12 protein-coding genes are annotated in these 12,576 nt (G+C 58.8%); 9 read left to right on the top strand and 3 right to left on the bottom strand.

What is annotated here, in order from left to right:
- Positions 1 to 2 precede the first annotated feature (2 nt).
- The 9 genes from ASG68_RS07160 (at position 3) to ASG68_RS07120 (ending at position 10,360) form a co-directional block, all read left to right on the top strand.
- On the top strand, positions 3 to 3,521 hold the full coding sequence (locus ASG68_RS07160) for a hypothetical protein (protein WP_062609213.1): 3,519 nt from the start codon (positions 3 to 5) through the stop codon (positions 3,519 to 3,521).
- 15 nt (positions 3,522 to 3,536) lie between these two features.
- Positions 3,537 to 5,717 carry a hypothetical protein gene (locus ASG68_RS07155; protein WP_062609210.1) on the top strand — a complete coding sequence of 727 codons (2,181 nt, stop codon included), beginning with the start codon at positions 3,537 to 3,539 and terminating at the stop codon, positions 5,715 to 5,717.
- Between the two features lie 17 nt (positions 5,718 to 5,734).
- The gene (locus ASG68_RS07150) at positions 5,735 to 6,532 is read left to right on the top strand and encodes a hypothetical protein (RefSeq protein ID WP_062578472.1); all 798 of its coding nucleotides are present in this window, start codon (positions 5,735 to 5,737) and stop codon (positions 6,530 to 6,532) included.
- Between the two features lie 14 nt (positions 6,533 to 6,546).
- Positions 6,547 to 6,750 (top strand): hypothetical protein, encoded by a 204-nt coding sequence (locus ASG68_RS07145; protein WP_062578474.1) that lies wholly within the window; start codon positions 6,547 to 6,549, stop codon positions 6,748 to 6,750.
- Between the two features lie 486 nt (positions 6,751 to 7,236).
- Positions 7,237 to 7,977: an N-acetylmuramoyl-L-alanine amidase gene (locus ASG68_RS30285; protein ID WP_082553957.1), complete on the top strand. Its 741-nt coding sequence runs from the start codon at positions 7,237 to 7,239 to the stop codon at positions 7,975 to 7,977.
- Positions 7,978 to 7,988: 11 nt separating this feature from the next.
- Positions 7,989 to 8,273, top strand: a complete 285-nt coding sequence (locus tag ASG68_RS07135) for a hypothetical protein (RefSeq protein ID WP_062578476.1) — start codon at positions 7,989 to 7,991, stop codon at positions 8,271 to 8,273.
- On the top strand, positions 8,273 to 8,728 hold the full coding sequence (locus tag ASG68_RS07130) for a hypothetical protein (RefSeq protein ID WP_062578478.1): 456 nt from the start codon (positions 8,273 to 8,275) through the stop codon (positions 8,726 to 8,728). Before ASG68_RS07135 ends, ASG68_RS07130 begins: the two co-directional genes overlap by 1 nt.
- Positions 8,706 to 9,038, top strand: coding sequence for a hypothetical protein (locus tag ASG68_RS07125; protein ID WP_062578480.1), 333 nt, complete (start codon positions 8,706 to 8,708; stop codon positions 9,036 to 9,038). Before ASG68_RS07130 ends, ASG68_RS07125 begins: the two co-directional genes overlap by 23 nt.
- A 14-nt stretch (positions 9,039 to 9,052) precedes the next feature.
- The gene (locus ASG68_RS07120) at positions 9,053 to 10,360 is read left to right on the top strand and encodes a hypothetical protein (protein ID WP_062578482.1); all 1,308 of its coding nucleotides are present in this window, start codon (positions 9,053 to 9,055) and stop codon (positions 10,358 to 10,360) included.
- Positions 10,361 to 10,375: 15 nt separating this feature from the next.
- On the opposite strand, the gene ASG68_RS31185 is transcribed toward ASG68_RS07120, so the two are convergent.
- From ASG68_RS31185 to ASG68_RS07105, 3 genes are all read right to left on the bottom strand, one after another.
- Positions 10,376 to 10,666, bottom strand: coding sequence for a hypothetical protein (locus ASG68_RS31185; RefSeq protein WP_156384822.1), 291 nt, complete (start codon positions 10,664 to 10,666; stop codon positions 10,376 to 10,378).
- Positions 10,667 to 11,396: 730 nt separating this feature from the next.
- The gene (locus ASG68_RS07110) at positions 11,397 to 11,852 is read right to left on the bottom strand and encodes a hypothetical protein (RefSeq protein WP_062609206.1); all 456 of its coding nucleotides are present in this window, start codon (positions 11,850 to 11,852) and stop codon (positions 11,397 to 11,399) included.
- A gap of 63 nt (positions 11,853 to 11,915) precedes the next feature.
- Positions 11,916 to 12,308, bottom strand: coding sequence for a hypothetical protein (locus tag ASG68_RS07105; RefSeq protein ID WP_156384821.1), 393 nt, complete (start codon positions 12,306 to 12,308; stop codon positions 11,916 to 11,918).
- Between the last annotated feature and the right edge of the window lie 268 nt (positions 12,309 to 12,576).

Below are 12,576 nucleotides of genomic sequence, written 5' to 3'. Positions count from 1 at the left end.
TCATGAAAAGAAAACTGCTCGACCTTCCGACGCTGGCGCCGGGGGATGCGCCCGTGCATGTCACGGTCATGCCGATGTTCGACCCGGGCGAGGCGCGCACAAAATTCGTGGTGCCTCACGGCCAGACAGTGGCCCAGATCGTGGCGGCGGCGTTTCCGGTGGCGTCACCGTCGCTGCTGAAGCGTGTCCGGGTCTCGCTCGTCCGCAATGCCGGCTTCTGTGCCATTGAGCCGGCCGTCTGGAATATTGTTCGTCCGAAGGCGGACGTTCACGTTGTCGTTCGCGTCGTACCGGCCGGCAAGGCAATGCAAAGCGTTCTTCAGTTGCTTCTCACGGTGGCGGCTACTGCAATCACTGGACCGGGCGGTCTGGCGCTGCAGGGTTTCTTTCGGACGCTGGCGACGTTCGCGATCGTAACGGCGGGCGGCCTGCTGCTGAACTCGCTGTTCAAGCCGGAAACGCCATCACAGGACAAGGAAAAGCCGACCTACACGATTTCCGGCTGGCGCAACCAGGCGTCGCCCGATGGCTTCGTGCCTCTGGTCGCCGGGAAGATGCGCTACGCGCCACGATATGCAGCGGGCACATGGACCGAGATCGTCGGCGACCTGATCTATGTTCGCTCCGCCTTCCTGTGGGGCTACGGACCGCTGGCAATCACGAACCTGAAGATCGGCGAAACGCCACTCGACAAGTACGACGAAGAGACGGTCGAAACGCAATACGGCGCCGACGGTGACGTCCCGTTCACGCTCTACCCCTCACAAGTGATCGAGGAGAGCGTCGGCGCCGAAATCGTGATGGAAGCACCACGTGATGACTATGGCGAGCCAACCGAAGATCCAGCCGTTGCAAAGCCGGTCTCCCGATACACCGCGACAGATGCTGCCGAAGCTTGCGTCATTCTGTTTTTTGAAGGCGGTCTGTTCGAGACGGGAAGCGAAGGCGGACAGTCGTCCAAGCGTGTCGAGATCGAGGTTGCGATGCGCTTGATCGGTGCGCCCGATTTCGATGTCGTCACGACGTTGATCTATGACGAGGAGAAAACGAAGTCATTCTTCCGGGCATTCCGCTTCACGCTGAAGAACCATGCCGGCGTCGCGACGCGCGGCCGATATGAAATTCAGCTGACGCGCAAGACGAAGAACGATGACGATGTCGGCGACCAGGACGACGTAAAGTGGTTTGCGCTTCAGTCTTTCCGGCCTGAATCGCCCTTCAACTTCGCCAAGCCGCACGCCAAGACACTGGCCCGGATTAAGGCCACCAACCAGCTCAACGGCACGCTCGATGCGCTGAATGGTGTCGTGTCGGCCAAGATGCGCGACTGGAACGGTTCGAGCTGGACGCCTGCCGTCGAGACGCAGAGCCCGGCATCGTTCGCCCTGCATGCGATCACCGGAGATCACTTCGCATATCCTGCAAGCGACGAAGAGATCGACTGGCCGGCTTTCGAGGAATGGCACGAACACTGCGAGGATGTCGGGCTCAAATACAACCGGGTTCATGATTTCGAGAACGGCCTCGATGATGTTCTGGCGGCGGCGGGCGCTGCCGGTCGGGCGGCGGTCTGGTGGGATGGGGAGAAGTGGACGGTCACGATCGACAAACCCCGAACCGTGATCGATGACCATATCAGCGTTCGCAATGCATCCAATTTCCGCTGGTCGACAAAGTATTTCGAGCCGCCGGATGCGCATCGCGTGACGTTCCTCGATGAGACGAACGACTATCTGGAGGCTGAGCGCATCGTGCCCTGGCCCGCCGATATACGTTTTGAAACGAAGGCGACGATGGATGCCTACCTGTCTCCGCGCGCGGGAAAGCGGGCCGAGGTCTATGCCGACCCGACGCCGATCAACAATGGCTATTACAAGAAGGTCGGAGGCGCAGGGTCAAGCAGCTGGGTGTTGAAGCCGATTGACGTCACGGAGGCGCTGGAGCTGCCGGGGAAAACGAACCCGGACGAAATCTGGATCGAAACGCGCCGACTGCAGTACGAGCGCATCTATCGGAACACGGTCTACACTGCGACGCAGGCGGGCTCGATCCGTCGGGCCGCGCCTGGCAGCGCGGTCATGCTAGCGCGCGACGTGCTGGTGCGGGCGATGCATTCGGGCCGTGTGACGGCCGTTGCCGGCAATCGTATCGAGACAGATTCCGTCTTCAAGATGGAGGAGGGCGTCACATACGGACTGCGCTTCCGTCATTTCGATGATGAAGAGGACACTGAAGGCGTCTCCGTCCTTCGTACCCTGAAAACCATCCCTGGCGAGAACCGGGCTGTGTCGCTGGTCGGGAGTGGCGAAGTTCCCGTCTACGGGGATCTCGTGCATTTCGGGCCTATGGCGCAGGAGAGCATCCCGGCGATCGTCGCGGGCATCGAGCGCGGCAACGACAATTCGTCGATTTTGCACATGCTGTCAGCAGCCGACGAGATGCACGAGAAGGTCGCAGCCGAGGTGCCGCCGACGTGGAACGGGCGGGTTGGCGCGGACGCGGTCGGATCGAATACGGCGCCGCCGGTGCCCATTGTCACTTCCGTTCGCAGTGGCATCACGGGAACGGACGACGCCGACGGCCTGATGATCCGGCTTCGTCCGGGTGAAAACAGCCCGGTGATCGTCGATCGTTACGAGGTCCGCCATCGTGTCTCTGGCGCCGGCTCGTGGTCAACCGCGGCGACGGCCCCGGCATCATCAGGAGTTGTCGATATCCCCGGCTACGCGGCCGGCAATACAGTCGAATGGCAGCCTCGGTCGGTTTCGAAAGATGGCATTCCTAGTGTTTGGGGCGTGTCCAGAACGACAACGATCGGCGCCGATGATCCAGTCGTGCCAGATGCCCTCAATGTCGGCTTGATCGTCGTCAGCGGCGGTCTCGGCAAGGCTGATATCTTCCTGACCGTGCCTGACGATGCGGAGACGACAACGCATGTCAAACTCTACCGAAACACCTCCGGCGTCTTCAGTGAATCCGACGCTACCCTTGCTCCAATCCCTGTCGCGGCCGGAGGCTCTTACAACCGCGTCCTGGGTGATGCTTCGCGCGTCACCAAACTCACAAATGGTGACTTCTCTGCTGCAGCTCCACCCCCCACAACCGGAGCCGGATGGACAGTAGGCAGTGGCAAGGCCAACCACGCGGCCGGAACTGCCGGAACCCTGTCCTGGACGAGCCTGACGCTGACGGTGGGAAAGGTCTACCGCTACAGCTTCTCAATCGACAGCATCAGCGGATCCAGTGCCGCAGCGTCAGCACGCCTGACCGGCGGCAGCAGCGTCATCGGTCCGAACCATACAGTGACCGGCATTCAGTATGGCGCGTTGACAGCGGTCTCCGGCAACACCGGATTTGCCATTAACGCCAACACGAACGCGGTCGCTCAGATCGATGGCGTTGCACTCTACGAAGAGACGGCGACCTGTCTTTCGCAAGGCACTCTTTACGTCTGGCTCCGCCCGATGAACGGCGACACACCGGGGCCACTGGCCGGTCCCTACACCATTCTCGTCACCTGACCCTGAGGGAACCGAATGTCCGGCATACGTCTCAACGACAAAATTCCGTCTGCGACTGTCGACAGCTTGGTCGGCCTGCGTGAAACGCCGACTAGCCGCGTCACGCCGATCACTGTCGATAATCTTTCTGAGCAGATGCTCGCAGGGAAAATCGGTACCGAGATCGATAAGGCAGCAACGGCGGCGTCGGCCGGTATCCGGTCGGCAAAAACATGGGCAGAGCTCGCCGCTGTCGCCGGTTCTGCCGCTTTGCAAAAGGGCGAGGTGACGGATGATGCAGGCACTCACACCGATCCGGTTGTCGGTGGGAGTGTGCCGAACAAGGGTATTTTCAGCTGGTCGGTCTCACCAGCCGGGTGGAAACGCACAGGTGAATACATCGACGTTCGCGCGAACACCGTTTCAGGCGCTGGCATCGCCACCGGCAACACGCCGGTCGGGGACAACCCTGTCATCACCGTTCCCAAAGCCACGAGCACGACCGTTCGCGACAATCAGAACGATACCGACGCTGTCACGCCAAGCATGATGGACGTCGGACTGGAAGCGGATTTTGGTGATCGGGTTCTCGACGAGGATTTTGCAGCAGTCCTGCTTCGCGACGGGACCGGTGTACCGATCATTGCATCGAACTATGACGGGACTGCCTACATCCGCTCCACCTTCGAGTTCACGGACGCCGAGTACGAGTCCATTGAAGTAGACGACAACATGGTCATCCAGCGAGCCAAGCGGTGGGGCTCGAACAAGTGGGAGAACGGCCCGTTCAAGGACTTGCCCGCCCGCTTTGATGGCGCGTCCGCGACCATCGACGCCGGCAATGTCGTTGCGCTATTGGATCGAGAGATCAAGGCGACGTTCAACGACGTCAGCCCGAGAGACCCCAAGGTCGTCGATAGCGACCTCGTCTATAAAACCGTCACCGGCGGGCTGGTCAGCACGGTGAAGGAGGATCTGCTGGCGAAGAATTCGCTGGCGGCCGGTACCACGAAGATGAACGCCATCTATGGTGTCGGCCAGTCAACGGGCATCGGTCGCGAATGCTTTCCGCTTCTAAGTACGACAGCGCTCAACCCCGGCCGGTCCCTTATGCACAAGGGCTGCGGGATGCGCGTCACGGGCACGGTGCAAACCAGCTCATACGTGAACACGCCGGTCGCCAAGAGCGACCTCGTGGAGTGGGTCGATGCATTTGAGCGCCTCGACAGCATCAGCGGTGAAACGCCTTTCTCGGCTATGGGCAACCGTCTTGTGACATCAGGCGCCTTCGCCTCGACCGAAGCCTTCCTGTTCACGACGGTCGGCGTTGGTGGCACCGGCTATATGCAGAACAAGAAGGGTACCGTGCCCTATGCAAATCTGCTTGCCGCCATCAAACGCGACTGGATCATGTGCCAGGCGCTTGGAATTCCGATGGAAGTCTCGATCGACGTGTTCTTCGGACAGAACGATCGAGGTGCGGCGGCCGGCGTCGTCAAGGGCTACCTGGTGCAGTGGCAGTCTGATCTGACTGCTGATGTGCAGGCCATCATCCCCGGCCATGGCCAGGTTGTCTTCTACGTTTCGTCGCTGGCAAACTGGACCGCGCCGACCTATGCGGACGCATTCTCGTTTGTTCCCGGCGATATCGCCCAAGCTGCTCGCGAGAACCCGACGAAGATCGTTTATGCCGGCTCGGAATACATCATGCCGACGGCTGCGGACGGTGTGCATTTCACCAATGTCGGAAGTTACATGGCGGGCGATATGCACGCCGGTGCGCGCATCCGGCATAAGGCTGGTCAGGCGTCCTGCTTCAAAGCTGCCTCGGCAACTCGGTCCGGAGCGACGCTCACGCTCACGTGCAATGTGCCTGTCGGCCCGATCGTGCGAGATGCCGTCAACGTAACGCCGCCTGATGCAGATGCCGGCATCATTGCCGGGGTGAAAGACGGCTTTCGCTACTACAATCCGGCGGCGCCAACCACGATCAGCTCCATCGCGATTTTGGGTAGCGACCTCATCTTCACGCTGGCAAGCAACCCGGGATCGCTCACCGCGAACGAACGGCTTTTCATGGGCTGTGATGGCGCCGCCGGCGCAAACGGCGGGCCGACCACAGGCCCACGCATCTGCTACCGCGACAGTGATGCAGGAACCCACCCCTACGGCAACCGGCGCAACTGGCTGGCGGCGGACATCATTACTCCCACCTGATCGAAGGAACCGAACACATGGCTCAAAGAGGGCTGATCATCAACGGCTTGCGGACTTCGGGCGCAGAGTCAGCCAAGCGCATCATCATGACCCCGTTCGACAAGGCAAACGCTGCGGTGCCCGGCCTCGGTTATGACCTCGACGGTTCGCGGTTGAAGGATCAGGGCTCGCCGTACATTGGTCGCGCTCGGGGTGCCGACGCACTGCTGGCGGCCTATGGCACCGGCTGGTCTATTGTCAGTCCATCGTTGATCAACGGCAAGACCGCTCTTCGCCTGAACGGTGGCGTCGGTCATCGTATGGTCTTGTCGAAGGGACTGACTACCAAGTCCTTCACGATCCTTATGGTTGCGACGATCGGGCCGGAAATCCGGGACAGTGCGCCGGCTAATACGATCGAGCTGTTCTCGATCTACAGCGGCGCTACCGCGATTGTCCGCGCCCGGTTTGCAGTCACGACGGGCAACCTGTCATTCTCGACAACGGCTTCGCTCGGAGCGGCTACTGTCGCGAAGGCAAGTCTCCCCGCGTCCAATACGCCGGCGATCTTCGCGTTTTGCCGCGACGATGCCGACGGCACAATGACGATCAGCATCAACGGCGTCACCCTGGCAACAGGGACGGATCCAATGTCGCCCGATGTCAGCGAGGACAAGGTCATCAACCTTGGCGGTGTCGATGCGATCTCGGCCAACCGCAGCTACTACGGCGACATACTGCATTTCATCCCGATGGAAGGCCACCTCATCCGGAAGTACCCGGCGCTCTTCAATCGCATCATCACCACAGGCAAGGCCGAATTCGGTATCGCCTAACTGAGGAGGAAATCATGGAAGACGAAAAGCGGGAAATCAGCGAGGGCTCCCAGGTCGTCCTTCGCACAGGTGGCGTGGCCATGGACGTCGAGAAAGTCGTAAAGGGCATCGCACATTGCTTCTGGGAGAACCGGGCTGGTGAGCGCGTTGACGCGAGGCATCTGGTTGCCGATCTCGACATTTATGACGGTACCAATGGAATGCCGGAAGCTGTCTGAGGTGTTCGGAAGAAGGCCGGGGCGAGACCTGATCTCCATAGGGAGCTCGTATCACCAGGTCTCTCACTGCCCTGAGGAATTAATCCTACGCAGTACAGCTGCGAACAAAACGCGATGGTAACGTCAAAGTTCCGTAGCTTGAAGAACCCTGCCGATGCGGGCGCACCGGTCATTCACCCGGCCTTAAATCAGAACTAGAAGTGGCAACGACACGATCATCAGTGTCATCGCGACACCGGTGGTCAATCGCACAGCCTTCAACAATCGGCTCCGCCGGCCATCCCAATCGTAAGTCATTCATACCCCCTGGTTGCGCGAGTATCTGGTACCAGATCGGTAAACTTCAACCCGTGAAACATGGAAAAGCCCGACCGTCTTGGGGAGCGGCCGGGCCCTTTCGCTGCCCTGAGGTTTGGATCCGAACAGTTCAGCTAATCCTCAACCTATCGTCCTCCTTAAAGTTCCTCAACACCAAAGGATATCACCATGGCAAATCGCGAGCGAACCACGCTTGGGGTCGTGCACGTCACTGCCACGCCTCCGGGCTGGGACAAGGGCGCCGCCGGCATCCGGGCAATCCATAAGGCTCAGGGCTGGTCCGATATCGGCTATAACGAGATCATCAATCCGGACGGCCGGGCCGAGATGGGCCGGGGCAAGATGGCGATCGGCGCACACGTCGCAGGCTTCAACTCGATCTCCTACGGCCTGTCGATGGTCGGCGGCGTCGACGCCAAGAACCGACCAGCCTTCAACACGATCAAGGATGCGCAGCTTGAAACGCTTGAAAAGCGCATGCGCGATCTGACGATCGATTTCCCCGAGATCAAATGGTGCGGCCATCGCGATTTGAGCCCCGACAAGAACGGCAACGGCGTGATCGAGCCGTTCGAGCACATGAAGGCCTGTCCGACCTTCGATGTCATTCCTTGGGCGGCTGAACGCGGCCTGCCGGTGGCGGACATCAAGGGCACCTGGAAGCCGATCGTGCTGGAGCCGGAGAGCGATCGTGTCTACGACGGCCCGGATACCCGCACGGCTTACCTGCAGCGCCTGCTGACGCGCGGCGGCTATGTGCTGGGACCGATTGACGGCATCGCGGGAAAGAAAACCCGCACGGCCGTGAAGGCATTCCAGTTCGCGTCCGGCCTCGACCAGACCGGCGACTTCGATGCGCCGACGGTCGCGCGCCTCCGCTCCATCTTCGAAACCAAGGCTGCGGCCTGAAAGGAACAATCATGGACAGCAGCACATATCGCGAGCGGGCAGGGGTACTTGTTTCTGCTCTTGTCGTTATCGCTCTTATTCTGGTGGGGCCGAGCCAGATGATCGCGCAACTCCTCACGGGGCAGACGGTCGCGTTTGACAATACGTGGGTTGTGACGATCGCCGGCCTGGCTGGCACGGCCTTCGGCTTTCTGATCGGCAAGCAGTCCAGCAACCAGCCGGCCACGACGACGATCACGTCTACTCCGGCCACGGTCACGACGGCCGTTACCGGCGAGCCGAAGGATGGCGGCTAATGGACGGCTCCAGCTACACCGGGCCGGGCATCTGGATCCGTATCCAGCACCGGTTCGGCCCGCGCATGACTGAATGGATATGGGCGGTGATCATGACCGCCTGGGGCGTATCGCTGCTTCTGCCAGATCCGGTTTTCGATCAAAGGGCTTTTGCATTCTTCCGGCAGTTCTTCGAGGAGGACACACTCGGCTGGCTGATGGTCGTCGTCGGGCTGCTGCGCATCATCGGTCTTGTGATCAACGGCGCCCGGAAGAACGTCACGCCGTGGATCCGCGTTTTCTCCGCCGGCGTCGGCTTCCTCGTCTTTGGCGGCATCAACTACTGCTTTGCTTCATCCGGCGTCATCAGCACGTGGATTGCGATCTATCCCATGCTTGCACTTGTCGAGCTCCTGAATGCCTACCGCGCAGCGCATGACGCCGGAGAGAATTATGCAGTTTCAGGATATCGGTAACCTGCCTCCGCTCGCCATCATTGCATTCGGCATCAGCCTTGGAATTCTGTACTTTGTAACCAAGGGCGGCTTTTCCAGTGGTCAGAAGACCACGCCAGCCAATGATGTATCCACGGCTCAGGTCGCGGCTGTGATCGTCGATCCTTCCGCACTAAACCGGGGCACTGCTGCGATTGAAGCTCTCAACGTCACCCTCATGGAAACGAACGCGATTGGTCGAGAGCACGCCAAATCAAACGGCGCGCTCGCCGAAGAGCTGGACCGCGTTCGGGAAGAGCTGCGCATACAGCGCGAAATCAACCGTCGCTGACCGAAGGAATCATCATGCTTGGTCTCAATCTTGGCCTCAACCTCGGCAGTGCTGCCCTACGGGCGGGAGCGGGGGTGCCTTGGCTCACGCCCTCGACGATCGTTGCCGAGCCCGGTTCCGGAGTGAACGGCGTCAACCAGTGGAGATGCAACGATATATCGGCCGCTGGCGGTGTGATGACTATCGATCCGACGGTTACTCGCAGACCCGGCGTGTCCACTCTGAAAATCGATGCATCAGCAGCCACAGCGGAAGGCGTTGCCTATTTCAAGACCTTCCGGCACGCAATCCCCGTTACTGCACTGACCGGCGCTGTAGAGATGATCGCCAAAATACCTGTAACAAGTGCAGGCGGCATATCGATCACTCCACGAGTATCCTCTGACGTGGTGGCAAACCCGCCAACCGCTGCGGTGGTAAATAAGGTGGATCAGGGATTTACCCCTGACAAGCGGCAGGCCGGGGACTGGACAAGCCTGTATTGGCATCCGGACGGAAAGTTGTTCAGCTCCGCGCACCCCAACGGGATAGCCACGACATTTGGCGGTACGTTGGACCGGGGGAATATCCGGGAAGTAGAGTTCGAACTGAGCATATCCGCCGCGACGCCACTGGCCGAGCGATATATCCATCTGGACTGCTTCGCGCTGAATGGTCGCTCGCGACCCGCTGTGGTCTTCGGCTTCGACGGGTTTGGTGATGCGTCTCATGAGAGCATCGTTCTTCCACTCTGCCAGAGCCTCAACCTGCGAGGATACATCGCAGGCGATGGCAATGCCGCCGCCGCCAATGTCTCGAAGCTTTTGACCTTCCAAAGTGCTGGCTGGCCGATCGTTTCCCAAGGCATGAACCATACGGACTACGCGCTCAATCCGGCTCAACTGTCTCCCGACTTCGACGAGGCAAGCGGCATTCTGGAGGGACTGAACCTTGACAGCGCCTTGGAGTTTTTCGCGTATCCCTACAATTCCCGCTCGCTCGCCACGGATGCGACGCTGCTTGCCAAGGGGGTGAAGTGGGCTCGCACAATCGGCGGCAACAGGTTCCCGGCGACATCCATATTCAAGCCTAACACGCTTATGATCGGCGCGCTGGATATCGGCCAGAAGACATTTGCTCAGGTTAAAGCCTGGATCGACGATGCAATATTGGCAGGATACACGCTGGTCCTCTACGGCCATACTATCGCTACAACGGCATCGACAAGCCTCATCACCGCGACGGCCGAGTTCACCGCAATCATGAACTACATCGCTTCCCTGCGGGACGCGGGGCAGATCGAAGTTCTGACGCCGGTCCAGCATGCGCGGCGGGCGGCCTAGCCCCGCTCCCCGCCATCAAGCGCGATCACATAGAAGCTTGCGGGCATGCCGCGCTGCTTGATCGAGGCGGATGCGGTCTTTTCCTTGACCCAGTTCATATCGATACGTGGCAAGCGAAAAACTGGAGAATTCGGAAACAGCTGTCATCTTTGTCGTTCGTGTAACTTCGAATTCAACAACCAGACTGTCGTCCACCAGCACCGTATAAAGGTCCTCACCTTGTTCCGGTATGTGCCTCAAAATCTGAAAAACAAAACCGCGCACGCCGTGCTCAGACATGAGAGCGACTAACTCGGCATCGCTCATCTCCCGGTCTGGCTGCAAAACGTAGGTGCTATACCTGTCATTGAGACGCTGCGGTGACATATCGTTCCCTCGGTGTAGCGAAGAACTTGCAGCATTCAGTTCGCGACGACAACGAGAAGTTTTTCAACACTATCGGCCAGAAGCTGCCCCATCACCTGTAGATCATCTAAGTGTGGCGCAGCCTAGCTCCTCGAACTCGGACGATAGCCACTCAACGTCATCCCGATGAAGATCGATCACATTCATTGCTTCGCCGAACGTGTTTCCCAAAACAAACCCTGGCTCACCCTCCATAGAGAGTGCGGGCGGCCATTGCTTGACAGTTTCCGGTGGGAGTTTTCCGCTGTTACGTGCCTCAACAAATGATCGGCCAGAGTCCATTGCAACTTTGAACAGAGCGGTTCTATCGTCTTCATCGAGACTACCCGATGCGCCTGCTATAAGGGCGCACTGAAACGCCGCCCAGCTATTATGCCCGATCCTAATAAACTCTTCCGGCGTTTGGGCGTAAGCCGTCGTTGCCGAGGATATAAGACCAATCGCCAGTAAAAGATTTCTCATTTTGATCTTTNATGCCCGATCCTAATAAACTCTTCCGGCGTTTGGGCGTAAGCCGTCGTTGCCGAGGATATAAGACCAATCGCCAGTAAAAGATTTCTCATTTTGATCTTTTGCATTGCCAATCCAGCATCACCCTGTCAGCGCCACCACCCCTAGGTCATAGCGCAGCTCAAGGCTCGACGCGATAGCGCTGATAATATTCGCGGTCTTCCCACTCGGGGTTGAATGCATCAACGAGGCGCTTATACCTCGTGTCGAATGGGAACAAGCGGCGCCGTGTTTCGATGACCTGGTGAAATTCTTGCCATTGAAGTTCGTGAACCGCGACTTCCAAAAGCTCCAGTGGAACCGGCGCTTGAGCGGTCCAAAACCCCTCCTGTTCGCTCAGTGTGGCCTTGGCCAGCCGTAGGAACTCTTCTTTCAGGTCTGCTCGTTCGTGTAACAGGTCAACGACGGCAAACATTGCACTCTCGGCGCGGTCATTCCCGAAATTCGCATCAAAGATGCGCCACGCATTTGCTATGTAAATATCCAAGAGTTTAACGGCATGTGAGTGTTCCATCCCGTAGTCATAAAACAATTGGAGGGAAAAGCTAGATTTCGCTGACCTGCGCCCCACCATCATAGGCGCGGGCTCCGACCATCTATCATAGGCGGATGAAGAGACCGATCAAGCGACGCGCCAAGACTACTTATACCGACGGCACTTGCCAACTTCAGTGCTCGGGTGTTCGTCGTGAAAGAGAATTCGCCGACGATCGATTGCTTCATAAAGTCGGTTTTCGCGGTCGCGCACCTTCGCTTCGTATACCTGCTGCTTCTGCCAAGGCGCTAGAGATGCGGTAGCTTTTGCCAGACATTCCGCATACTCGCCCGGCATCGAAGAATAGAACTCGCGGAGGGCGTTACTAAAGTCCGCATCGAGATCGAGGTTTGAACCGGCGCGGTGCGAATAACCTTTCCACGTTCGGCAGGATGCAATCACCTGAGCCGGTACTTTTGTGGGCAAGGCTACTTTACCACCCCCGGGTCGCATAGCGGCAGAGCACTCTTTAAGAAGCTCCCTTTCAGAAGCAGACATTGTTGTCTCTTCCTGCGGACGCAAAGACTCCGCAGCTTCAGCGAACGACCTTTCCGACAGCATTATTATCGCCACCAAAAAGAAAACCGTCCCGAAGTCGCACCGCATTTCACACCTCGATAAACCCTGGAGATAACTTGCCCGCAAGAAGTTTCCGAATATGTAAAAATCGAGCGGCACCGCGCCCTCAGATCAAAGAATGAGGTGGTGTCGACTTTGCGCCAATTGTGGTCATTCGTGAAATGGTTAGTATTCCGACTGCCACCAC

The organism is Rhizobium sp. Leaf453 (assembly GCF_001425605.1).
Lineage (GTDB): Bacteria > Pseudomonadota > Alphaproteobacteria > Rhizobiales > Rhizobiaceae > Pararhizobium.
Note: the sequence above shows the minus strand (reverse complement) of the source record. Positions and strands in the feature narration are given on the sequence as shown.